The organism is Streptomyces sp. NPDC002817, assembly GCF_053592055.1.
The window spans coordinates 45075-68402 of the sequence record NZ_JBSFUY010000004.1; the positions used below are offsets into that span (position 1 = coordinate 45075).

A 23328-nucleotide genomic window follows, 5' to 3' on the forward strand; every position below is an offset into this window, starting at 1 on the left:
CGTGGCGGCCCCGAACAGGAGCACCCTGCCCATGACCAGCCCGGACGTGCGGGAGATATCGCGCGAGGAACATCTCGCCCACTTGCGGCTGCATCCGGACGCGAGCCATCTCCAGATCCCCGAGTGGGGCGATGCGAAGCCGGACTGGCGGGCGGAGAGCGTCGGTTGGTTCGAGGACGAGGCGCTGGTCGCGGCGGCACTGGTGCTGTACCGGCCGCTGCCCGGGACGCGGCGCTTCCTGGCATACCTCCCCGACGGGCCCGGGATCGACTGGCGGGACCCCCGGCTGGAGCGCTGGCTGGACCCGCTCGTCGCCCATCTGGAGGCACGCGGGGCGTTCTCGGTGCGGATCGGGCCGCCGGTCGTCGTACGGCAGTGGGACCCGGGGACCGTCGCGACGGGGATCGCCGACCCCGCCGTAGGCCATCTCAACGACCTGCCCGCGGCCGCCATCGACGGATACGCGCTGGACGCGGCCGAGCGGCTGGGGCGGCTCGGATGGCGGCGGTGCGCGGAGGGCGACGGGAACGGCTTCGGGCTCGGTCAGCCGCGTTACGGGTGCCTCGTCCCGCTCGAGGGGCGCACGGCGGACGATCTGCGGGAGGGCCTCGCCCCGCACTGGGAGCAGTCGTTGAGTACGGCGGAGGGGGCCGGGGTCCGGGTCTCCTGGGGCTCGGCGTCGGACCTGCCCGACTTCCACCGGCTGTACGTCTCGACCGCCGCGCACGACGGCTTCAAGGCCCGGCCGCTGGACTACTTCCGCCGTATGTGGAAGGCCCTGAACGCCGAGGACGACGACCGGGTACGGCTCTATCTCGCCGAGTACGACGGCATCGTGCTCTCCGCCGCGCTCATGATCAACGTCGGCTCGTGCGCATGGCACTCCTACGCCGCGTCCGGGCGACAGGGGCGTCAACTGCGGCCCAGCAGCGCCCTGTTGTGGCGGATGATGAACGACGCGCGGTCGGCGGGCTGCGAGACGTACGACCTGCGGTCCATCACCCCCGCCCTCACCGACGACCGGCTGCTGGGCCGCCTGCGCTTCAAGACGGGCGCGGGCGGCTACGCCGTGGAGTACCTCGGCGAGTGGGAGCGGCCCGTGGGCAGCCAGGGGAAGGTGCTCCAGCGGGCTTTGCGGGCGTATCTCGGGCGCCGGTGAGCCGGTCGGTGACGCCGCTCATGGCGTGGGCCGGGGCGGCTGCTCGGACGGTGGGCGGCCCGCCTGCGGCCCGGGGACGCGGCTGTCCGGCGCCGGAGCGTCACCCCACGGCGGAATCGTCCGGTCGCCGGGGGCGGAGAAGCCGCGCTGCGGCAACGCCACCCGGTCGCCCGTCGTCGGGAGGCCGCTCCGCGGCGAGGTCGACGGCGGGTACCTGCCCTGGAGTCTCGCCGCCGTCTGTCTGATCTCCGGGAGGCGGGCCGAGAGGGCCGCGCCGGGGCAGCTGGTCATGTAGCCGTCCTCGTGGCCGGCGATGGCGGGGAGGGCGGCGGCGGTGCCGGCGGCGTAGCGGCTGAGGCCGTTGCTCGATGTCAGCTTCACGGTTCTGCGCGGGTCCACGTCCGCGAGGCCCAGTTTCCAGGCCGCCAGCGAGGCGATCGCGTCCGTCATCGCCTGCGGTACGGGGACGCCCGCCGTGAAGGTGCCCAGGGCCGCGATGCCGGACGTGCGGTGGTTGAAGCCCTGGGTGTGGGCGCCGGTGACGGGGCGGTCGACACCTCCCGCGCGGCCCTCGTAGATCGTGCCGCAGCGGTCGACGAGGAAGTTGTAGCCGATGTCGTCCCAGTCTCGGGCGCCGGTCTGGCCGGCGGCAAGGTAGCGGATGATGCGGGGCGCGTCGGCACAGTCGTAGGTGTTGGGCGAGTCGGTGTGGTGGATGAAGACGGCGACGACCTTGTCGTCGTAACGGGCCGGGGGCGGGGTGAGGGCGGCCGTGTTGGCCTCGCCCGTGTCCGTTGTCCAGACCGACCTCGGCACGATGCGCGGCTTCGCCGCGTGGTGGAGTGCGGCGGGGCGGGCCGCGAGGGGGTCTGCGGAACGGGCCTCGGCCCGGCGCTCGACGCCGTGCGCGCAGAGCACGAGGACCACGACGGCCGCCAGCCCGGGGACACAGGCGAGCAGCAGCAGCACTCCGGTGGGCAGGTGGATCCTCCGGCGCGGCGCCCCGGTCCGTATTCGGACCGCTCGCCGCCGTCGTATCCCCCGCGCTCTTCGGACACGCATGGTCCCACTCTCGGCCGGATCCTCCGCGTCCGCGATGTGTGGTGTGCCACCCGGTGGAACCATCGTCCTGGTCCGGGGCGTTTCTCCGGATGCACGCACAGCGTGTGCACGCACGCGTGGCCGGTTCCGGGTGTCACACGCGCGTGTCTGCTGATCACTGGGCCCGTCCCCTCCGTAATAAGGGGTCCAAGAGAAAGGCGGCTCCGTGGACCTGCTCGACATCCTGCTGGTGCTGGTGATCCTGGCCTATGCGGCATCCGGCTACCGGCGCGGCCTGGTGGCCGGCTGTGTCTCACTCGCCGGTTTCGTGGGCGGCGCGATCATCGGCGTGTGGGTGCTGCCCTGGATGATGGACCTGGTGACCCCGGGCAGCACTTCGGCGACGGTGACGGCGGTGCTCACGGTGCTGCTCCCGGCCGTCGTCGGGCACGAACTCGCGGGGCGTCTGGCGCTGCGGCTGCGCCGGGAGCTGGACCAGGGGCCGCTGCGGGTCGCCGACGGGGTCGGCGGCGCCGCAGCCAACTCGATCGCCGTGCTGATCGTGGCGTGGGTGGCGGCGAGCGTGCTGGGCGCGTCCTCGTCCGCGGTGCTCACCACGGCGATCCAGGACTCACGGCTGCTGGGCGCCGTGCAGAACGCCATGCCGGACACCACTCCGGCCTGGTTCTCCCGGGCCACGTCCGCGCTCACCGAGGCGGGCTTCCCGCAGGTCTTCAACCCGTTCGAGAACGAGTCGACGGCCCGGGTCGCCAAGCCCACCGGCGACAGCGTCACCGCGAGCGCCACGAACGCGGCCAAGCGCAGCACCGTGAAGATCGAGGGCATCTCCGGCACCCAGGGCCGCGAGGGCAGCGGCTTCGTCTACTCCACCGAGCACGTCATGACCAACGCCCATGTGGTGGCCGGCATCGACGAGCCGACCGTCCGGGTGGGCGGGGTCGGACGGTCGTACGAGGCACGTGTGGTGCTCTTCGATCCGGACAAGGACGTGGCGGTGCTGTACGTGCCCGACCTGGAGGCCCCGGTGCTGCGCTTCGACGACGACGCCACGCGTGGCGACTCCGCGGTCGTCGCGGGCTATCCGCAGGACGGTGACCTCAACCTCCAGGCGGCCACCGTCGCCAACCGGGTCCAGGCGAACGGCCAGAACATCTACAACGACGGGACCGTCACCCGCGAGATCTACTCGATCCGGTCGACGGTCCGCCCGGGCAACTCCGGCGGGCCGCTGCTGACGACGGACGGCAAGGTGTACGGAGTCGTCTTCGCCCGGTCCACGTCGGACGACGAGACGGGGTACGTGCTGACCGCCGACGAGGTCGCGTCCGACGCCGAGCGGGCGGCGCAGGCGACGGCGCCGGTGGACACGGGTGAGCTGGTCACGTCGTAGCCGGTCGCGACGTCAGAAGTGCGTCCCGCCGTCGATGCGGACCTCGGTACCGGTGATGAACCGGCCATCTTCGCTCGCCAGCATCGCGACGACGCCGGCCACGGTCTCGGGGCCCGCGAAGCCCTGGCCGAGGGCGGGTGCGAGCTTGGTGTAGAGGTCCCAGTCGGTGTCCTCGGGAAGGCCCGGGCCGGTGCTCTGTCCGCTGGCGCCAGAGCCGTCGGTCATGCCGGAGGAGATGGAGCCGGGCTGCACGGCGGTGAAGCGGATGCCCTGCTTGCTGTACTCGCTCGCGAGCGCGTGGGTCATGGACTGGATGCCGCCCTTGCTGGCCGCGTACGCCGCCATGTAGGGGTGGGCGAAGGTCGCCGAGGTCGAGCTGAAGTTCACGACGGCGGGGCCGGTGCCCTCGCGCAGCGCCGGTATCGCCTCGCGGATCATCAGGAAGGTGCCGGTGAGGTTGACCGCGATGATCCGGTTGAAGTCGGCGAGGCTCTGCTCGTGGGTGTGGGCGGAGCGCAGGATGCCGGCGGCGTTGACGAGCACGTCGAGCCCGCCCAGCGCCTCGACGGCGAGGGCCACGGCCTGTCGTACGGAGGCCTCGTCGGCGATGTCGACGAGGACCGTGGTCAGCCGCCGCGCGCCGGCGCCCGCCTTTTCGACGGTGTCCTTCAGGCCGGCCTCGCTGATGTCGGCGGCGACGACGGTGGCGCCCTCGGCGAGCAGCCGGAGCACGGTGGCCTGGCCGATGCCGGAGCCGCCGCCGGTGATGAGGGCGCGTCGGTTCTCGTAACGGTTCATGGCCTTCACGGTACGCCTGGGTGGCACGTTTTGCCATCAAGGCGAAAGGTGCCAATGTCGGAGCTCCGGCGTAGGCTTCCCCGGTGAGCACCAAGCCCCTCTCACTGACCGAGCGCCGCAAGGCGGCGACCCAGCTCGACATCGCACGCGCCGCCGCCGCGTTGTTCACCGAGCACGGACCCGATGGCACGACCGCCGAGGACATCGCCGAGCGGGCCGGGGTCGCCCTGCGCACCTTCTACCGGTACTTCCGCAACAAGCAGGACGCCGTCGGCCCGCTGCTGGCCCGGGGCGCCGACCGCTGGCGCGAGCTCCTCGCCGCGTCGGAGCCGGGCACCGCCGGGCTGCCGCGGGCCCTGGAGCGGGCGATCGGGGAGTCGCTGTCCGTGCCGGACGCGCACGCGGCGGAGGGCCTGCGGCAGACGCGGGCACTGCTGCGGGCAGCCGTGGCCGACCCGGCGCTGCGGGCCGTGTGGTACCGGGTGAACCAGGAGTCCGAGGAGAAGCTGATCCCGGTGGTGGCGAGGCTGGCCGGGCCGGACGCCGACCCGCTCGACGTACGTCTCACGGCCGCGGCCGCGACGGACGCCATCCGGGTGGCGCTGGAGACCTGGGCGGAGACGGACGCGGACACCAGCGGCCCGGGCTCACCCGCGGAGCTGGCGGTGCGGTGCCTGCGGGAACTGGTGGGCGGCATGCGACTGCTGACGGGCTGACGGCGGCGATTGCGAACGCGTCGACGTGGCCTGCCCGCCGATCAGCGCCTTGATCGTCAGGATGGGCAGTGTTCTCACCGACCGACTCGTCCGCAGGAGGCTTCCGTGCCCGTCTTCTTCCTGATCTCCCTGCTCGTCGCGGGGGCCGCGCTCTATCTGGTCGTCCGCAGGCGTCGTACGGCCGCCGAGGCCGACCAGGTCACAGACTGCGCCCCATGAACACGTCGTCCACGTACTCGCCGTCCAGCAGGAACTCCTCGGGCAGGACGCCTTCCACCACGAAGCCCTCGGACTCGTAGAGCTTGCGGGCCGGGGCGTTGTGCCCGAGGACGCGCAGCGTGATGCGGCGCGCGCCCAGCTTCCTGGCCTCCTCCTGCACCGCCCGCAGCAGCGCCCGCGCCACTCCGGCACCCCGCGCCTCCTCGGCGACGACCAGGCCCTGGATCTGGCGGACGTGCGCGTTGCAGGCCAACGGGGTCGGGAAGCCGAGCCGGATGTAGCCGACGAGCACGCCGTCGAGTTCGGCCACCAGATGGTCGCGCGGGCCGAACCGCTCGCCGTAGAAGGGCTCGTACGGCGGCTGGGGGCGCGGCGAGACGGCGTGCAGCGTGGACCAGGTGGCGCGGTCGAGGCGTCCCAGCGTGTCCTCGTCGTCGAGGGTGGCGTGGCGTATGTGCATGTCGGCCACCCTACGGCGCACAAGACCGGGCCTTTGCGTGAATTCGGAGCAGAATTGACGCCATGCAGCGTTCCCGAATCGCGGTGGCCGGCGCGTCCGGTCTCATCGGCGGTGCCCTGGTCAGGTCCCTTCTCGCCGACGGACACGAGGTGGTGCGCCTGGTACGCCGGGCGCCGAGAGACGCGGACGAGGTCCGGTGGGACCCCGAGGGGAGGCGGGTGGACACGGGCGGCCTCACCGGGTGCGACGCCGTCGTGAACCTCGCGGGTGTCGGGGTCGGCGACCGGCGCTGGACGGAGGCGTACAAGACGCGGATCCGGTGCAGCCGGGTGCTCGGCACCTCCGCGCTCGCCGAGGCCGTCGCCTCGCTGGACAAGCCGCCGCGGGTCTTCGTCAACGGCAGCGCGATGGGCTTCTACGGCGAGACGGGCGACCGGGTCGTCGACGAGAGCGCGCCCGCCGGGGAGGGGTTCCTGCCCGAGCTGTGCGTGGAGTGGGAAGGCGCGGCGGCGCCGGCCCAGGAGGCGGGCGTACGGACCGTGTTCACGCGGACCGGGCTGGTGGTGGCGCGCAAGGGGGGTGCCTGGGGGCGGCTGTTCCCGCTGTTCAAGGCCGGGCTCGGGGGGCGGTTGGGCGACGGGCGGCAGTACTGGTCGTTCATCGCGCTGCACGACGAGGTGGCCGCGATCCGGCATCTCATCGACACCGACGGGCTGTCCGGGCCGTTCAACCTGACCGCCCCGAACCCGGTCACGAACCAGGAGATCACCGCCGCCATGGGGCGCGTGCTGCACCGGCCGACACTCTTCACGGTGCCCTCGCCCGTGCTGCGGACCGTGCTCGGTGAGATGTCCGGAGACGTCCTGGGCAGCCAACGGGTGGTGCCCAAGCGGCTGCTGGAGTCGGGGTTCACCTTCGCGTTCCCGGAGATCGAAGGAGCCGTCCGAGCCGCCGCGTGACCGTATGCGACCGGCGTGCGACCGTGCCCTGTTGATGCGCGACTGTTCCTGACCGACTACCGCCTTAACCTCAAGCCGAACTCGGGTATCCCCGGAGCCAGTTGGGGGCATGACGTCTCCACCGGCCGCGCAACCTCGAGGAGGGGCACGTGCTTGAGCCCACGTACCAGGCGGACGTCGTGATCGTGGGAGCCGGGGTCGCCGGGCTCTCCGCCGCGCATCGGCTGAACAGCGCAGGAGTGACGACCGCGGTGCTGGAGGCCGCCCATGGGGTGGGCGGCCGTATGTCGACGGAGAAGGTCGACGGATTCCGGCTCGACCGGATCGGACAGCTGCTGTCCACGGCGTATCCGGAACTACGCAGGACACCGGGGCTCGGCGGACTCGTCCTGCGCCCGTTCGCGCCGGGCGTCCTGCTGCACAGCGACGGGCGCCACCATCGCGCGAGCGCGCCCCCCGGCGCAGGGGGCGCAAGGGGCGCACTCCACGCGGTGCGCGCCCTGGCGAGCGCCCCGAGGCCGACGGTTCCGCGAAGCGCGCCACGGGGAGTCGCCCCCCTGGGCAGCGGCGTCGACCAGGCCCGTCTCGGGACCGCGCTCACCCGGATCGCGAACACCCCGATCGAACGCCTGCTGTGCCGCACCGAGTCGCCCGCCGCCCAGGCCCTCGCCGCCCGCGGTCTGCCCGCCCGGACGATCGACGGCTTCCTGCGCCCGCTGCTCGCCGCCCTGTTGTGCGACCCGGAGCTGACCACGTCCAGCCGGTGCGCCGACCTCGCGCTGCGCGCCTTCGCGGCCGGGCGGCTGTGTGTGCCGGAGGGCGGCGCGGAGGTGCTGCCGGAGCTGCTGGCGCGCTCGCTGCCGGCCGGGACGGTGCACACGGGGGTGCGGGTCACCTCGGTGTCGACGAGCTCGGTGACCACGGCGGAGCACGGCGAGTTCCGCTGCCGGGCGGTCCTGCTGGCGACGGACGCCCGCACGGCGGCGGACCTCCTCCCGGGCCTGCGCGTACCGGACTTCCACCCGGTGACGGTGGTCCACCACACGACGGACGAGCCCCCGGAGACGGGCGCCGCACTGCTGCTGGACGCGGACCGGGGCGGCCCGGTGGCCCACACGGCGGTGGTCAGCCGGGTGGACCCGTCCCGCGCCCCGGCGGGCCGTTCCCTGATCTCGTCGACGGTCCTGGGCCCGCCCCCACCGGACGTCGAGACGGCCGTACGCATGCACCTGTCCCGCCTGTACGGCACGTCCACCACCCGCTGGGAGACTCTCGCCGTCCACCACACACCCGAAGCGGTACCGGCGATGCGGGCCCCGCACGACCTGCGCCGCCCGGTACGCCTGCTGGCGGGCCTGTACGTCTGCGGCGACCACAGGGACACCAGCACGGTCCAGGGCGCGCTGCACTCGGGCCACAGGGCGTCGACGGCGATCCTGACGGACCTGGGCTCGGCGACCCCGATGCACAGGGCGGAACCGATCCCGACAACGCAGGCTGCCTGAACCCACCTGGAGGCGCGGGGAACTGCGCGACCAGCCAGAGCGCCGGCGCGCAGACCCCCACAACCTCCGAAGTCACGGCGAGACTCTCACCCCAGCGCCGCGACCTTGTCGCGATACCCCCTCACCGGCGCAGCGTCCTTGTACGGCTCCAACCGCTTCTCGAAGTCCCGCACATACTCGATCGCCCGCACCGACCGCATCTCCACAGCGGCCCCCGCCGCCTCCGCCCCCAACGCACACGCCTGATCCAGCTCACCCAGCCCCAGCCGGGCGGAGGCCAACACCACACGGCAGAACAGACGGCTGCGGGCGTACGCGGGCGCCCGCAACTGCAGGGACCGCTCGGCATGCTGGGCCGCCGCCCGGAACTGCTGCAGGTCCCGGTGCGCATGACCGAACTCGTCCGCCAGCTGCGCCTCGTCGAAGAACCGCGCCCAGTAGGGAACCTCGTCACCGGGCCGAGCCGCCTCCAGCGCCCGCTCGGCCCGCACCAGTGCCCCCGTGCACGCCCGCACCTCGCCCAGCACCCCGTGCGCCCGCGCCTCGACCGCGTGCAGCAGGGCCTGGACCACCGGCGGGGCACTGGTGCCGACGCCCTGCTGGGCCACCCGCGCCAGCTGCACCGCTTCCCGCCCGTGCCCGAGGTACACCGCCTGCCGGCTCATCGTGATCAGCACGTACGAGCCGTACGCCCGGTCCCCCGCCGCCTGCGCGAGCCGCAGCGACTGCACGAAGTACCGCTGCGCGAGCCCGTGCGCCGCGATGTCGTACGACGTCCAGCCCGCGAGCCTCGTGAGGTCGGCCGCCGCCGAGAACAGCCGACGGCCGGTCTGCTCGCCGTACATGCCGCGCAGCATCGGCTCGCACTCGTGCTCCAGGTACCGCACGAGGGCCTGCCGGGCGTGACCGCCGCCGTACATGTCGTCCAGGGAGCGGAACAGGTCGCCGACCGAGCGGAGCGCCGCGATGTCGCCGCCGGTGACCCTCTGACCCGGGCCGCGCTCCGCGCCGCGCTGCCGGGGCACCGCCGGGCGGCCCTGGGTGGGGACACGGACGGGCGGCTCGCCGCGGGCCACCTTGTCGTCGGCCCGCCCGATCAGCCAGTCCCGGCTGGGCACGACGAGCCCCGCCGGGGTGAACGCGATCTTGCGCAGCTCGGCGTGGCTGCCGGAGTCCTTGCGCCACAGCCCGCTGACGATGTCGATGGCCTCCTCGGGGGTCGCTGCGAACTCGAGACCGGCGTACACCGGCGCACAGGCGTCGAGCCCGAGGTCCTGCGCGGAGAGCCGGCGCCCCAGCCGTCGGGTGAAGACCTCGGCGATGAGAGCGGGTGTCGTGCCCCGCGGCTGCTGTCCGCGGAGCCACCGGGTCACGGATGTCTTGTCGTATCTCAGATCAAGCCCGTGTTCGAGACCGAGCTGGTCCACCCGACGGGCGAGCCCCGCGTTGGAGAACCCCGCTTCTGCGATGAGCGCGGCGAGCTGGCGGTTGGGAGTGCGCTGCGCGGGTCGTTCCGTCATCTGGGGTGGTGTCTCCTGCCCGGATTGCCTGTGAGCAGCCCTTATGGCCTCTATAGGACGGCGCGAATGTAGCGGAGAGTGAGCAGGCGATCGCACACTTCGACGTTCGTTCATCCGATCGTGTGAGGATTGGCCGCACGGCTGACGCGAGACGGCGAGTCGTACAGTGGCGTAGGCACACTTCGTGCCTTACGACTCTCCGGGGAGGCGCTTGCCGTGAGTGAGCTGCGGTTCGTCCGTATGGGGTTCGGCGCGGACGCCGTCGAGTACCAGGAGGCATGGGACGAGCAACGCCGGGTGCACGCGGCACGGTTCGCGGACGAGACCCCCGACACCGTCCTGCTGCTCGAACATCCGCCGGTGTATACGGCCGGACGGCGCACGGCGGACAGCGAACGCCCCCTGGACGGCACCCCGGTCGTCGACGTGGACCGCGGCGGCAAGATCACCTGGCACGGTCCGGGTCAGCTGGTGGGCTACCCCATCCAGAAGCTGCCGCGTCCGGTGGACGTCGTGGCGCATGTACGACGCCTTGAGGAAGCCCTCATCCGCACCTGCGCGGAGTTCGGCGTGGAGACCAGCCGGGTCGAGGGCCGCAGTGGCGTATGGGTGCTCGGCGATCCGGTCGAGCGGCGCCCGTCCATCGGGGGCCTGTCGCTGGACCTCGACCCCCGTCTGCACGACGAGGAGTTCGACCCGCGCATGAACGGCCCCGAGTACGCCCCGTCCAACGCCGGCCAGCGCCGCGAGGACCGCAAGATCGCGGCGATCGGCATCCGGGTCGCCAAGGGCGTGACGATGCACGGCTTCGCGCTGAACGTGAACCCGGACAACCGTTGGTTCGACCGCATCATCCCGTGCGGGATCCGGGACGCGGGGGTCGCGTCCCTGGCGGACGAACTCGGGCGGGACGTGGCCATCTCCGAGGTGCTGCCGGTTGCCGAGCGGCATCTGAGGGACGTACTCGAGAACGCGGATCTGAAGCCGCGGGAGATCGAGAAGGCGACGGCGTAGTCGCGCCGCCGGAAGACCGTCGTCACCTGCGGGCCGGTGGGGCCGGTCGCGCTCACGCGGCGGAGCCGCATATCGATACAGCCCCGCGCCCCCAGGTGGGGAATGGAGCCCGGAGTCCAGAGGTTGGCCTCACCGGTGGGGCCCTACAAAACACGGGGCGTACCCTGGTGTACGCCGAAGAATCGAAGCTACAGGGAGCCGATGTGTCCGCAGTCACACCCGACGGACGCAAGATGCTGCGCCTGGAGGTCCGGAACGCCCAGACCCCCATCGAGCGCAAGCCCGAGTGGATCAAGACCCGGGCGAAAATGGGTCCCGAGTACACCGCGATGCAAAAACTCGTGAAGAGCGAGGGGCTCCACACGGTCTGCCAGGAAGCCGGTTGCCCCAACATCTACGAGTGCTGGGAGGACCGCGAGGCCACCTTCCTCATCGGCGGCGACCAGTGCACCCGGCGCTGCGACTTCTGCCAGATCGACACCGGCAAGCCCGAGGCGCTCGACCGCGACGAGCCGCGCCGCGTCGGTGAGTCCGTGGTCACCATGGACCTGAACTACGCCACCATCACCGGCGTCGCCCGCGACGACCTGGAGGACGGCGGCGCCTGGCTGTACGCCGAGACGGTCCGCCAGATCCACCAGCAGACCGCCGGGCGCGAGAGCGGCCAGACCAAGGTCGAGCTGCTCGCCCCCGACTTCAACGCCGTACCGGAGCTGCTCCAGCAGGTCTTCGAGTCCCGCCCCGAGGTCTTCGCGCACAACGTCGAGACGGTCCCGCGGATCTTCAAGCGCATCCGCCCCGGCTTCCGCTACGAGCGCTCCCTGAAGGTCATCACCGAGGCCCGTGACTTCGGCCTGGTGACCAAGTCGAACCTGATCCTCGGCATGGGCGAGACCCGCGAGGAGGTCAGCGAGGCGCTCCGGCAGCTGCACGACGCCGGCTGCGAACTCGTCACCATCACGCAGTACCTGCGCCCGAGCGTCCGCCACCACCCCGTGGAGCGCTGGGTCAAGCCGCACGAGTTCGTGGAGCTGAAGGAGGAGGCCGACCGGATCGGCTTCTCCGGCGTGATGTCCGGCCCGCTGGTCCGGTCCTCGTACCGCGCCGGCCGGCTCTACCAGATGGCCATCGAACTGCGTCAATCAGCTGCTCCGCAGCGGGGCGATTCCTACGTCGCGTCGCAGGCCGTCTGATGGCACGGAGTGCCACTCGGGGCGTGTGAATCCGAGCACAAGCAACTACCGCCCGGTAGTGACCGATTGACGCGGCCCTGGGCCGTCCCCGCAGATGGGGGCGGTGCCAGGGCCGCTTCAGCGTTCTCGTGCCGCAAATCAAGGCTTCATTGGTGTTTGACCGGTCGGTCACGCCCTGGTAACACCAATCAGTGACCCTGGTTGTACAGCCCGTGCACCACTCACCAGAGCCGCTATCCCTGAGGGGGGACCTCCATCATGCAGGCCGCGCCGGTTCGCGCCACCGCCATCCCGTCGTTCACCGATGCACTCCGTGCCGTCGAGTCGCTGCTCATGAGCAGCGGCCAGCGCACCGCCCGCCGCAACGCCTGGACGTCCGTCCTGGAGGACCGCCGCCGCGCCAAGGACAGGGTCGAGGCGCAGCAGGTGCTGGAGCGGTCGTTCACCGTCCGTCCCTGAAGGTTTTCCTCCGGGACACTGCCGTCGTCGGCGCTCCTCGGGCCACGTAGACTTCGTCGCATGGCGAGAAGTGACAGTGCGGCCGATGCCGCTAACCCCGGGCGACTGAAGCAGATCGCCCTGACGTACAAGATGACCCGCAGGGCCGACAAGACGATCGGCCTGGTGCTCGCGGGTGTCTTCATCCTCATCCTCGGTGTCTTTCTCGCGATCGGCTTCCTGATCGGTCACCCGGTCTACCTGGGCATCCTGGGTGTCCTGCTCGCCTTCCTCGGAACGGCGATCGTGTTCGGACGCCGGGCCGAGCGGGCCGCCTTCGGGCAGATGGAGGGCCAGCCGGGCGCGGCCGCGGCCGTGCTGGACAACATCGGCCGGGGCTGGACGACGACCCCCGCGGTGGCGATGAACCGCAGCCAGGACGTGGTGCACCGAGCCGTCGGCAAGGCCGGCATCGTCCTGGTCGCCGAGGGCAACCCGAACCGGGTGAAGAGCCTGCTGGCCGCCGAGAAGAAGAAGATGAACCGGATCGTGGCGGACGTGCCGGTGCACGACCTGATCGTCGGCACGGGCGAGGACCAGATCCCGCTGAAGAAGCTGCGCACCAGCATGCTGAAGCTGCCCCGCGTGCTGACCGGCCCCCAGGTGACCGCGACCAACGACCGGCTGCGGGCCATGGGTGACCTGATGAGCAACATGCCGCTGCCGAAGGGGCCCATGCCGAAGGGCATGAAGCTGCCCAAGGGCGGGCCGAAGGCGCGCTGACCGACGTTCTACGACGAAGGGGGCGCCCGGAGAGTTCTCCGGGCGCCCCCTTCGTCGTAGAAGAACTAGATCCGCACCTCGACCGTGCGCGCCAGCCTGTCGTGCAGGCCCCGGCCGTCGCGGTCCCAGATCAGGGCCGGGACGGCGATGCACAGCAGGGCGCTGCGCAGGAGGCCCCGCAGCGGGCTCGGGCGGCCGGTCGACAGGTCGACGACGCGCAGGCCGAAGAGACGCTTGCCCGGGGTGTAACCGATCGTCCCGACCGTGAGCGCGCTCATCACGAAGAAGACCAGCAGCGCCCAGTTCGAGGTCGCCGGGACTTCGTAGCCCTGGGTGATCAATTGGGATGCAATCAGAACGCTCATCGCCCAGTCCACGGCGAGTGCTCCGAGCCGCCGCCCCGGCCGGGCGATGGAGCCCGGCCCTTCCTCCGGCAGGCCCAGTTGCTGCCCGCGGTATCCGAAGTCCACACCGGCTTGCTCGGCGGCCGCACGGGGCCCCGAGAGCCACGATCCGATTGCTTCCCTCTTGTCCACCCGTCCACCGTACTGCCCGCGTTTCGGGATGCGGACAGGTGGGGTGCGGAGCGGGATGTCCGGTTAACTTGTGCGAAACAAATGGGTCACGCCCGAGAAATCACGCGTCCCTAGTGTCGTCGTCATCGTGTGCCACCGCACTGGCCGCACAAACGAACTACCACCCCGGCATGGAACCGTCGGGAGTAGGAGGAGCTGGATGTTCCAGAACGCCGACGAGGCCAAGAAGTTCATCGCGGACGAGGACGTCAAGTTCGTCGACGTCCGTTTCTGCGACCTGCCGGGCGTCATGCAGCACTTCACGCTGCCCGTCGAGGCGTTCGACCCGGACGAGGAGCTCGCGTTCGACGGCTCGTCGATCCGTGGTTTCCAGGCCATCCACGAGTCCGACATGGCGCTGCGCGCGGACCTCTCGACCGCCCGGGTCGACCCCTTCCGCCGCGACAAGACGGTCAACATCAACTTCTTCATCCACGACCCGATCACGGGCGAGCAGTACAGCCGTGACCCGCGCAACGTGGCCAAGAAGGCCGAGGCCTACCTCGCGTCGACCGGTATCGCGGACACCGCGTACTTCGGTCCCGAGGCGGAGTTCTACGTCTTCGACAGCGTCCGTTTCGCCACCTCGGCGAACGAGAGCTTCTACCACATCGACTCCGAGGCCGGCGCCTGGAACACCGGTGCGGTGGAGAACAACCGCGGCTACAAGGTCCGCTACAAGGGCGGCTACTTCCCGACCCCGCCGGTCGACCACTTCGCCGACCTGCGCGCCGAGATCTCGCTCCAGCTCGCCGCCTCCGGCCTCCAGGTCGAGCGCCAGCACCACGAGGTGGGCACCGCCGGCCAGGCCGAGATCAACTACAAGTTCAACACGCTGCTCGCCGCGGCCGACGACCTCCAGCTCTTCAAGTACATCGTGAAGAACGTGGCCTGGAAGAACGGCAAGACCGCGACCTTCATGCCGAAGCCGATCTTCGGTGACAACGGCTCGGGCATGCACGTGCACCAGTCGCTGTGGACCGGCGGCCAGCCGCTCTTCTACGACGAGGCCGGCTACGCGGGCCTGTCGGACATGGCCCGCTACTACATCGGCGGCATCCTCAAGCACGCCCCGTCGCTGCTCGCCTTCACCAACCCGACGGTGAACTCCTACCACCGTCTGGTCCCGGGCTTCGAGGCGCCGATCAACCTGGTGTACTCGCAGCGCAACCGCTCCGCGGCCATGCGTATCCCGATCACGGGCTCCAACCCGAAGGCCAAGCGCGTCGAGTTCCGTGCGCCCGACTCCTCCGGCAACCCGTACCTGGCCTTCTCGGCCCTGCTGCTCGCGGGCCTCGACGGCATCAAGAACAAGATCGAGCCGGCCGAGCCGATCGACAAGGACCTCTACGAGCTGGCTCCCGAGGAGCACGCGAGCGTCGCACAGGTCCCGACCTCCCTCCCGGCCGTCCTCGACCGCCTCGAGGCCGACCACGAGTTCCTCCTCCAGGGCGACGTCTTCACGCCGGACCTGATCGAGACGTGGATCGACTTCAAGCGCACGAACGAGATCGCGCCGCTGCAGCTGCGTCCGCACCCGCACGAGTTCGAGCTCTACTTCGACGTGTGATCGAACCCGGGCCGGTCCTCCCGGCTCTCTCGGCGCCCCCGTTCCTGGTTTCTCAGGGCGGGGGCGCCGTCGTATGGTTTTGGGAACAGACGTGCGAGAAGGGCGACCGGGGGTTACGGGGATGGCCGAACGGGACGACGAGGAGCGGGAGTTCGACATCCGGTGGGCCGACGGCGCCGAGGAGAAGGAGCCCTCGGCACGGGCCCGGATGCTCGCCGCACGCTGGAAGGAGAACCCGCCTGAGGCCCAGCCGTTCCGGCCGGAGCCCGAGCGGGTGCGGCGGCCGCGGTCGCCGTGGGTGTCGACGGCGGTCGTGTTCGGATGTGTGGCGGCGGTCATCGTGCTGCTGGGCTACGCGAACTTCCGGGCGCCGTTCTAGCCCCGTATATCGCGCGACGGGACGCGGTCGCGCTGTCTACCATCGCCGGACACATCAGGGCTGGTCAGGGGTGGGCATGGACATCTGGTACGGGGCCGCTGCGGCCGTGCGGCTCGCGGAAGGGGTCCCGCTGCGGGAAGCGCTCGACACAGGTGATCCGGCCGCCTGGATCGCGCTGGACGCCGGGGTGCGGGCGATCCCCTGGGACACGGAACGGGTCGTGTGGCTGCCGGCCTGGGAGCAGACCGAGGGTGGGCGGGAGGTCAAGGACGCCCTGCTGTCCGGCGGGCCGCTCGGCGAGGGTCGGCTCGCGCTCGCCCTGTGCCACCGTGAGGGCAAGGCCAGGCAGACCGCTCTGCGGCGGGCCGTCGGTCGTCCCGGGTTGCTGCCGCTGCTCGTCGTGCGGTGTTCCGACTGGGCCGCGCCGGTGCGGGAGACGGCACGGCGGCGGCTGACGGAGACGCTCGACGCCGAGGCTGCGGTGCGGGTGATGGGCCTGGTGCTGCGGATCGGGCGGCGGGACCGGGGGGACTTCGTCACCGCTCTGGCCACCGAGCTGCTGCGGGCCGCGCCCCCGGAGACGCTCGCCCCGTTGTACGCCGACCCGTATCGAGGGGTCCGCCGGTACGCGTACCGGCTCGCCGTCGACGAAGGGTTCCTCTCCCCCGCCGAGCTGGCCCGGGCCGCCGCACGTGACAGCGACCCGGTCGTGCAGTCGCTGTGCGCCGACACCGCGCTGGCCGCCGAATCGGACCGGGACGGGGTCCACGACGACGTACTCGAACCGCTGCTCGCCGCCCGTGGGCCGCAGGCCCGGGCGGCCGGGGTCACCGCGTTGCGGCGGGCCGGGCGGGTGGAGCGGGCGGTGGCGTTTCTCGGGGACCGGTCGGGGGTGGTGCGGGCCTGTGCGCGGTATGTCGTGCGGCAGGGCGGGGGCGATCCGCTGCCCTGGTACCGGGAGCGGTGTGCGCGTGCGGAGGGTCTGTCGCCGGGGGTCGTGATCGGGCTCGCGGAGTGCGGGGAGCGGGTGGACGCAGAGTTGCTGTGGCCGCTGCTCGACCACCCGGCGGCGGGGGTGCGGGCGCGGGCCGTGGCGGGGTTGCGGGGGCTGGACGTGGTGGACGTACGACGGCTGCTGCCGCTTCTCGACGATCCGGCGCCCGGTGTGGTGCGGGAGGCGACCGCCGCGCTGTTGCCGTCGGTCGGGTCGCTGGACGCCGACCGGCTGATGGAGCGGCTCGCGGTGGAGCGGCCCCGGCATGTACGGGTCGCCGCGTTCCGGCTGCTGCACGCGCGCTGCGGGCTCGTCCGGCTGCGGGCCTCCGTCGCGCTGCTCGGCGACCCGGACGACAGACTCCGGCGGTGGGCCGGGCAGTCCGTGCAGCGCTGGCACCCGACGGCGGACGTGCCGCCCGGGACGGTGGAGGTGGGTGAACTGCTCGACCGTGGTGCGCATCTGTTCAGCGGGTACGTGCTGAAACGGCGCAAGTGGGAGGCCGGCCTCAAGGACTGAACCTTTGCTGGTCCTAGAGGTGATCACGACCGCTTCATGGTGGGGCCGGGTGCACACTGGGCAGCGGGGCGAGTGCCTGACTGCGGGGTGATGCAGATGCAGAGCCGTTTCCGGAGCGATCGGCGGCTGACCGTGCGTATGGCGGTCACGCTTTTTCTGCTCGGACTGCTGTACGTGGCCTTCGTTGCCGCGTTGATCGTGTTGCTGAAGTCCTGGGTGCTGGTCGTGGTGATCGCCGCGGGGATGCTCGGCGCGCAGTACTGGTTCTCCGACCGGGTCGCGCTGTTCGCGATGCGGGGACGGGTCGTGGAGCGGGAGGAGTATCCGGAGTTGCACGGGGTCGTCGACCGGCTGTGTGCCATCGCGGACATGCCCAAGCCGGTGGTCGCCGTGTCGGACATCGACATGCCGAACGCCTTCGCCACCGGGCGGAATCCGGATCATGCCGTGGTGTGTGTGACGACGGGCCTGCTGCGGCGGCTGGAGCCGGAGGAGCTGGAGGGTGTGCTTGCCCACGAGCTGTCGCATGTGGCGCACAAGGACGTCGCCGTCATCACCGTCGCTTCCTTCCTCGGCGTCCTCGCGGGGCTCATCGTGCGGTTCGCGTTCTACTCGCAGATCTTCAGCGGGCGCAAGGACCAGAACACGGCCGTCGTCTTCGCGGGGATCATGGGTGTCTCGGCCGCCGTGTACGCCCTCAGCTTCCTGCTCATCCGGGCGCTGTCCCGGTACCGGGAGCTGGCCGCCGACCGGGCCGCCGCCCAGCTGACCGGGCGGCCCTCGGCACTGGCCTCCGCGCTCACCAAGGTCTCCGGGGACATCGCGAGGATCCCCACCAAGGATCTGCGGACCGCGCAGGCGTTCAACGCCTTCTACTTCACCCCGGCCCTCGGGTCCGAGCCCGGCATCGCCCGGCTCTTCTCCACTCACCCGAGTCTGGAACAGCGACTGGATCAACTGGGCCGGATCTCCACCGAGTTGGGTGAGGCCGCGACCCCGGGGAAGGCGGACTGACACCCATGGGGCTGCTGGACATTCTGCTCGGGCGTACGAAACCGGTGGCGCCCGATCTCGACCGGCTCTTCGCACTGCCGTCGGCGGCCGTCACCCTGGAGGCCGCCGCGGGGTTCACCCCGACCGGCAGCGGGGCGGTGTGCTTCGCCACGGTCGAGGGCGCCGCCTTCGAGCAGACGCACCGCGAGGTACAGGCGCTCCTCGACGCGGACGCCGACCGCGACGGCCCCCCGGTCCAGCTGCGGCGCGACGAGTACGGCTACTCCTGGCTGGTCTCCGAGCGGGCCACCGACGAGCTTCCCCAGCTCGTGAACGACCTGCACGCGGTGAACGCCTCGATGGAGGTCAACGGCTTCGGCCCGCAACTGCTGTGCTCGCTGGCCGGCTTCCGTGACGGCGAGGGCCGTACGCTCGCGCTGGTCTACCTCTACAAACGCGGCACCTGGTTCCCGTTCGCGCCACTGCCCGACGGAGGGCAGCGGCGCGACAACGCGCTGGAACTGCGGGTCAGAGCCGCTCTCGGGGACGATCTGCGGATCGAGCAGGATCTGAGCCGCTGGTTCCCGGTGTGGGGCGCCCCCGGCCTGTGACACCGGCGACCGGGGAGCGCCCGGCAAAGGCTCACTTGCCCTTCTTCTCGCGCTCCTGACGGCGGGACTCGAAGGGGCGGTCGCGGCGGTAGCGGCGCTCCCACTTGGCCTGCTTGTCACGGCGCTCCCGGTACGCCCGGTAGTCGCTGGGCATGACCCCGGACGAGGGGCCGCCCCGGGAGGAGGGCGTCGAGGACGCACCCCGCCCGTACTGCGTGTACAGGAAGAGCACGGCAGCTGCGGCGAGCCAGTAGACGTGGTTTCCGAATCCTAGGACGACCAGGACCGCGGCCCCGGCCATGACGATGGTGCCCATCACGGGCCTCCGTGTGCGTGGGTGGGTGAGCAGCAGAGTAGCCCCGGGGCCGCCCGGTGAAACCGGTCCTGCGGCAAGCGGTGGGGAGCAGCTCCGCAATGCGTGTCCAGCGTAGGGAGACGGTCACTGCGTGTGCATCTCCTTTTTCCCGCTCCCTGGCGTGCGCCCCGCATTCCGGCACCCTAAAGTCGGGCGAAACGCCATATTGCACTGCTAAGGGGTGTTTCCGGATGAGTGATCTGTTCGTCGTCGCCTACGACGACCTCGCCACCGCCAACCAGGTCCGCGAGAAGGTGATCGAGCTGTCCAAGCAGCATCTCGTCGAGCTGGAGGACGTGGTGGTCGTCGAGCGGCGCGAGGACGGCAGGATCAAGCTGCACCAGGCCGTCAACCACACCGCCGTGGGCACGGCGGGCGGCGCCCTGTGGGGCGGGGTGATCGGGCTGCTCTTCCTGGCCCCGCTGCTCGGTGCGGCGGTGGGCGCGGCGGCAGGCGCCGCCGGGGGCGCGGTCACCGACACCGGCATCAACGACAACTTCATGAAGGACCTCAGCCAGAACCTGCGGCCGGGTGCCGCCGCGCTGTTCGTCCTGGTCAAGCAGGCCGCCCAGGACAAGGTGATCCCCCAACTCATCCCGTTCGGCGGCCAGTTGGTGCAGACCTCGCTGAGCCAGGCCGACGAGGACCATCTGCGCGAGGCGATCGCGGCGGCGCGGTCCCCGAAGGCGGAATCCGCTTCCTGACGCCGGGGCCGCCATGAGTGAATGAGGTCATGATCTCCTCGTTCACTCAGCACCATGAAGGCGAACTGCTCAGCGGGGTGTACGGCGGCGGTGGCCCGGACCGGGCCACCGCCGTTCTGCTGCACGGGGCGGGCAACGGCAGCAAGGAGCGGCTGACGCCGGTATGGGAGGAGTTCGCGGGCCGGGGCTGCGGTGTCCTGGCCCTCGACTTCTCCGGGCACGGCGAATCCACGGGTGAGCTGCGGGAGTTGAGCCTGCGCCGGCGCTTCGAGCAGGCCGTCGCGGTGATCGACGCGCGGGTGCCGGCGGACGGGCCTCTGGTCCTCGTCGGGTTCAGCATGAGCGGGCAGACGGTGGCGGATCTCGTACGGCACTACGGGGAGCGCGTGACGGCGATCGGGCTGTGCTCGCCGGCGGTGTACGCGGCCGAGGCGTGGGACGTGCCGTTCGGCAGCGGGGACAGCCGGTTCCGCGCGATCCTGCGCACCCCGGACAGCTGGCGCGGGGCGCCCGCGCTGGACGCGCTGCGGGCGTACGAGGGGCGGGCGGTGCTCGCGGTGCCGGGCCACGACGAGGTCGTCCCGCCCGCCGTGACCGAGGCCGTCCAGGACGCGCTGGCCGCACGGTCGCAGTACACGCGCCTCGATGTCCCGGACGCGCAGCACCGGTTGGGCCTCTGGTTCCACGATCACGCCGACGACCGGCGGGAGTTCGTCGACGCGCTGCTCGTCGAGGGCTGGACGGCGACCCGCGCGTGGGTGGCCAAGCAGCTGCCCGCGGGCCGTACGGTCGCCACCACCCGGTTCCTGTCCGGGGGCTGGAGCTCGCAGATGCGCGGGCTCACCCTCGACGACGGCTCGGACCTGGTCCTGCGGTCCTTCGTGAAGCCCTTCTTCCGGCATCACGCGCCCGGCCTGCTGAACCGTGAGGCGTCGGTCCTCACACTGCTCGCCGGCCAGGACGGCATCCCGGTCCCCGAGCTGCTCGCCGTGGACGCCACGGCCGAACACAGCGATCACCCGGGCCTGTTGATGTCCCGGCTGCCCGGCCGGGTGCGGGTCGACGAGGAGGGTCTCGTGCGGCGGCTCGATCGGCTGGCGGCCCAACTCGTCCGGATCCACCAGGTCGTACCCGACGAACGCCCGCGCGCCTATCAGGCCTGGACGTCACCGGAGCGGGTGCGCGTGCCCGAGGGCGCGCTGTGGGAGCGGGCCGTGGACGTCATCCGGCGCGATCCACCGTCGTACGAAGGTGTCTTCCTGCACCGGGACTACCACCCCGGGAACGTGCTCTTCACCGACGACCTGCGGATCAGCGGTGTCGTGGACTGGGTCGAGACCTCGTGGGGCCCCGCCGACCTGGACGTCGCCCACTGCTCGACGGCGCTCGCGCTGCTGCACGGGCCGGAGCACGGGCTCGGCTTCCGGGACCGCTACGAGGCCCAGGGCGGACGTCGGCTCGGGGATGGCGCGGATCACCTGTACTGGCGGCTGCTCGACTCCCTCGCCTACGCCCCCGACGCCGGGAAACTGGCGGGGCCGTGGCGCGAGCTGGGGCGGACCGAGCTGACGCCGGCGGTGCTGGGCGGGCGGCTGGAGGCCTATGTGGGCGGGCTGCTGGAGCGGTACGCCTGAGGGTTCGGTCGCGGGTCGTCAGAGTTCCGGGGCCGCTCTCACCACTCCCGCGGCGACCGCGGCGGTCAGGGTGGCGTGGTCGGTGACGGTCTGGGCGGCGTAGGTCAGGGCGAACTCGGCGACGGCCTGGTCGAAGGTGTCGCCCCTGCCCAGGTATGCGGCGATGGCGATGCGGTCGCCGGAGCGGGCGTGGGCCCGGGCGAGGACGGTGCCGCAGAGCCGGGCGTACGAGGTGAGGGCAGCCGGGGTCATACCGGCGACGTCCGCCGAGCCCTTCATGTCGCGCAGCTGGCGCCAGTAGTAGGCCCGTCCCTGGGGTCCGGTCATCCAGCCCAGGAAGATGTCGCCGGCCGCCTGGAGCAGGCGCTGGCCGGCCACGACGCGATGTCCGGGGTGGACGTAGGGGCCATGCGGCAGATGTTCCTCCAGTACGGACTTCCGCGCCTCCTTGATCTGCAGGAACAGCGGGTCGTCCGCGTCCCGTCCGGCGAGCAGGACGATGAAGCAGCGGGTGCCGACGCTGCCGACGCCGACGACCTTGCGGGCGGCGTCGACGAAGCGGTAGCGGTCCAGCAGGAGGCGCCGCTCCTCGGAGAGGGTGGAGCGGTAGTCGCTGAAGATCTTGCGCAGGGCCGCCATGTCGGAGGTGCCGGCGGATTCCAGCAGCGGTGGGTCGTTGATGATGCGGTGGCGTCCGTCGACGACCTCCGTCAGCTTGCCGAGGGCCTGGAGGCTGGTGCGGCGGCGGGCCCGGGTCAGGCTCGACTCGACGCGCCTTCGGTGCCGGGCCGAACGGACGAGCGGGAGCAGGGTGTCGGCGTCCATCCGCTCGTACCAGACGGCCAGTTCGCCGAGCCCCGCGAGCCGGTGGATGGACGTGCGGTACGCGGCCGTCGCCTCCACGGCGGCACGGTGCGCCTTCGCCTCGCTGTGGCCGTTCTCGCGGGCGGCCACGACGACGCTCGCGGCGAGCCGTTTGACGTCCCACTCGAAGGGGCCGGGGAACGTCTCGTCGAAGTCGTTCAGGTCGAAGAGCAGGGAGCGTTCCGGTGAGGCGTACAGGCCGAAGTTGAGGAGGTGTGCGTCCCCGCAGAGTTGCACGGTGAGGCCGGTGCGGGGCTGGGCGGCGAGGTCGGCGGCCATCACCGCTGCGGCGCCGCGCAGGAAGGCGAAGGGCGAGGCGGTCATACGGCCGTACCGGATCGGGAGCAGCTCCGGCAGGCGGTCGCGGCCCTGGCGCTCCAGTACGGCGACGGGGTCCGGGCGGTCGATGGAGGGGATCCAGGCGGCGTGGGCGGAGCGGGGGGTGCGTTTGCGGGCGGCCCGGCCTTGGGTGGCTCGGTCGGTGGGGGTGCGGGAGGTGCCGAGGGTGGTCATCTGCCGCCCTGCCTGTGCATCGCGCCTCCCGGGTCCGCCGTGCCGCCTCCTGTTCGCAGGGAAGCGTGGGACGGGGGGCTGCGCATGTCGGGTACGGCGATCGGGTGACGGGATGTGGGTGCGCCCGGAGGGTTTTCGCCCCCGCCGCCCTCACCCGTTCCCATCCCCAGGGGCTGCCGCCCCTTCGACCCCGCCCCTTCGACCCCGCCCCCTGGGCCCCCGCCGGCCCGAAGGGCCTCGTCCTCAAACGCCGGACGGGCTGAAAGACACGGGTGGGTGGGGATCGGGACGGCAGGCCCTCGGCCTCGGACGCCGTTGAAGGGCACGGGTGGGGCATTGGGTCGGTAGTCGCTGGGGCGGTGTCGGGCGGTTGTCAGTGGGGGCGGGGAGGATGGGGGCAG

22 protein-coding genes and 1 pseudogene are annotated in these 23328 nt (G+C 71.6%); 16 read left to right on the forward strand and 7 right to left on the reverse strand.

Translation table 11 applies throughout. The features are described from left to right. The first annotated feature begins 31 nt into the window (after positions 1-31). Positions 32-1159, forward strand: a complete 1128-nt coding sequence (locus ACWD3I_RS09170; RefSeq protein WP_365402795.1) for a lipid II:glycine glycyltransferase FemX — start codon at positions 32-34, stop codon at positions 1157-1159. 213 nt (positions 1160-1372) lie between these two features. On the opposite strand, the pseudogene ACWD3I_RS09175 reads toward ACWD3I_RS09170, so the two are convergent. Further along, a pseudogene (locus ACWD3I_RS09175) lies at positions 1373-2284 on the reverse strand (peptidoglycan recognition protein family protein); the annotation flags it as partial. Positions 2285-2426: 142 nt separating this feature from the next. Between ACWD3I_RS09175 and ACWD3I_RS09180 the strand changes: the two are divergent. Beyond that, positions 2427-3611, forward strand: a complete 1185-nt coding sequence (locus ACWD3I_RS09180) for a MarP family serine protease (RefSeq protein ID WP_365402798.1) — start codon at positions 2427-2429, stop codon at positions 3609-3611. Between the two features lie 12 nt (positions 3612-3623). Here the strand turns inward: ACWD3I_RS09180 and ACWD3I_RS09185 are convergent, their stop codons facing one another. Then, a complete protein-coding gene (locus ACWD3I_RS09185; protein ID WP_365402801.1) occupies positions 3624-4409 on the reverse strand; it encodes an SDR family NAD(P)-dependent oxidoreductase in 786 nt (261 codons plus the stop codon). A gap of 83 nt (positions 4410-4492) precedes the next feature. Between ACWD3I_RS09185 and ACWD3I_RS09190 the strand changes: the two genes are divergently transcribed. After that, a complete protein-coding gene (locus ACWD3I_RS09190; RefSeq protein ID WP_266893426.1) occupies positions 4493-5125 on the forward strand; it encodes a TetR family transcriptional regulator in 633 nt (210 codons plus the stop codon). Positions 5126-5324: 199 nt separating this feature from the next. Here ACWD3I_RS09190 and ACWD3I_RS09195 read toward each other — a convergent pair whose 3' ends face one another. After that, on the reverse strand, positions 5325-5804 hold the full coding sequence (locus tag ACWD3I_RS09195) for a GNAT family N-acetyltransferase (protein ID WP_266893425.1): 480 nt from the start codon (positions 5802-5804) through the stop codon (positions 5325-5327). A gap of 62 nt (positions 5805-5866) precedes the next feature. On the opposite strand from ACWD3I_RS09195, the gene ACWD3I_RS09200 reads away from it, so the two are divergent. Continuing rightward, the gene (locus ACWD3I_RS09200; protein WP_365402804.1) at positions 5867-6763 is read left to right on the forward strand and encodes a TIGR01777 family oxidoreductase; all 897 of its coding nucleotides are present in this window, start codon (positions 5867-5869) and stop codon (positions 6761-6763) included. A 149-nt stretch (positions 6764-6912) separates the two neighbouring features. Then, complete coding sequence (locus ACWD3I_RS09205; protein WP_365402807.1) at positions 6913-8268, forward strand: NAD(P)/FAD-dependent oxidoreductase; 1356 nt, start codon at positions 6913-6915, stop codon at positions 8266-8268. An 86-nt stretch (positions 8269-8354) separates the two neighbouring features. Here the strand turns inward: ACWD3I_RS09205 and ACWD3I_RS09210 are convergent, their stop codons facing one another. Further along, entirely contained in the window at positions 8355-9788 is a 1434-nt protein-coding gene (locus ACWD3I_RS09210; RefSeq protein ID WP_365402810.1) for a regulator, read from the reverse strand. A 216-nt stretch (positions 9789-10004) separates the two neighbouring features. Between ACWD3I_RS09210 and lipB the strand changes: the two genes are divergently transcribed. The 4 genes from lipB (at position 10005) to ACWD3I_RS09230 (ending at position 13216) form a co-directional block, all read left to right on the forward strand. Continuing rightward, positions 10005-10802: a lipoyl(octanoyl) transferase LipB gene (gene lipB, locus ACWD3I_RS09215; RefSeq protein WP_365402813.1), complete on the forward strand. Its 798-nt coding sequence runs from the start codon at positions 10005-10007 to the stop codon at positions 10800-10802. A 203-nt stretch (positions 10803-11005) separates the two neighbouring features. Next, a complete protein-coding gene (gene lipA / locus ACWD3I_RS09220; RefSeq protein WP_365402816.1) occupies positions 11006-11995 on the forward strand; it encodes a lipoyl synthase in 990 nt (329 codons plus the stop codon). Between the two features lie 258 nt (positions 11996-12253). After that, positions 12254-12454: an SCO2195 family GlnR-regulated protein gene (locus ACWD3I_RS09225; RefSeq protein ID WP_361477094.1), complete on the forward strand. Its 201-nt coding sequence runs from the start codon at positions 12254-12256 to the stop codon at positions 12452-12454. A gap of 60 nt (positions 12455-12514) precedes the next feature. Beyond that, positions 12515-13216 carry a DUF4191 domain-containing protein gene (locus ACWD3I_RS09230; protein WP_365402819.1) on the forward strand — a complete coding sequence of 234 codons (702 nt, stop codon included), beginning with the start codon at positions 12515-12517 and terminating at the stop codon, positions 13214-13216. Positions 13217-13281: 65 nt separating this feature from the next. On the opposite strand, the gene ACWD3I_RS09235 is transcribed toward ACWD3I_RS09230, so the two are convergent. After that, entirely contained in the window at positions 13282-13752 is a 471-nt protein-coding gene (locus ACWD3I_RS09235) for an RDD family protein (RefSeq protein ID WP_365402822.1), read from the reverse strand. Between the two features lie 199 nt (positions 13753-13951). Here ACWD3I_RS09235 and glnA point away from each other — a divergent pair, with 199 nt between their 5' ends. The 5 genes from glnA to pspAB all read left to right on the forward strand — a co-directional run bounded on the left by glnA (position 13952) and on the right by pspAB (position 18857). After that, a complete protein-coding gene (gene glnA, locus ACWD3I_RS09240; protein WP_365402825.1) occupies positions 13952-15361 on the forward strand; it encodes a type I glutamate--ammonia ligase in 1410 nt (469 codons plus the stop codon). Between the two features lie 121 nt (positions 15362-15482). Further along, a complete protein-coding gene (locus tag ACWD3I_RS09245) occupies positions 15483-15740 on the forward strand; it encodes an SCO2583/SCO2584 N-terminal domain-containing protein (RefSeq protein WP_365402828.1) in 258 nt (85 codons plus the stop codon). Between the two features lie 76 nt (positions 15741-15816). After that, a complete protein-coding gene (locus tag ACWD3I_RS09250; RefSeq protein ID WP_365402830.1) occupies positions 15817-17253 on the forward strand; it encodes a hypothetical protein in 1437 nt (478 codons plus the stop codon). 96 nt (positions 17254-17349) lie between these two features. Beyond that, positions 17350-18267, forward strand: a complete 918-nt coding sequence (gene htpX, locus ACWD3I_RS09255; protein WP_365402833.1) for a zinc metalloprotease HtpX — start codon at positions 17350-17352, stop codon at positions 18265-18267. A 5-nt stretch (positions 18268-18272) separates the two neighbouring features. Next, the gene (gene pspAB, locus ACWD3I_RS09260) at positions 18273-18857 is read left to right on the forward strand and encodes a PspA-associated protein PspAB (protein ID WP_365402835.1); all 585 of its coding nucleotides are present in this window, start codon (positions 18273-18275) and stop codon (positions 18855-18857) included. Positions 18858-18888: 31 nt separating this feature from the next. Here the strand turns inward: pspAB and ACWD3I_RS09265 are convergent, their stop codons facing one another. Continuing rightward, positions 18889-19173, reverse strand: a complete 285-nt coding sequence (locus ACWD3I_RS09265; RefSeq protein ID WP_365402838.1) for a hypothetical protein — start codon at positions 19171-19173, stop codon at positions 18889-18891. A gap of 230 nt (positions 19174-19403) precedes the next feature. On the opposite strand from ACWD3I_RS09265, the gene ACWD3I_RS09270 reads away from it, so the two are divergent. Continuing rightward, a complete protein-coding gene (locus tag ACWD3I_RS09270; protein WP_365402841.1) occupies positions 19404-19916 on the forward strand; it encodes a DUF1269 domain-containing protein in 513 nt (170 codons plus the stop codon). A gap of 29 nt (positions 19917-19945) precedes the next feature. Then, positions 19946-21550 carry an alpha/beta fold hydrolase gene (locus ACWD3I_RS09275; RefSeq protein ID WP_451084056.1) on the forward strand — a complete coding sequence of 535 codons (1605 nt, stop codon included), beginning with the start codon at positions 19946-19948 and terminating at the stop codon, positions 21548-21550. Between the two features lie 18 nt (positions 21551-21568). Here ACWD3I_RS09275 and ACWD3I_RS09280 read toward each other — a convergent pair whose 3' ends face one another. Continuing rightward, positions 21569-22927: a DUF2252 domain-containing protein gene (locus tag ACWD3I_RS09280; RefSeq protein WP_365414100.1), complete on the reverse strand. Its 1359-nt coding sequence runs from the start codon at positions 22925-22927 to the stop codon at positions 21569-21571. Positions 22928-23328 lie beyond the last annotated feature (401 nt).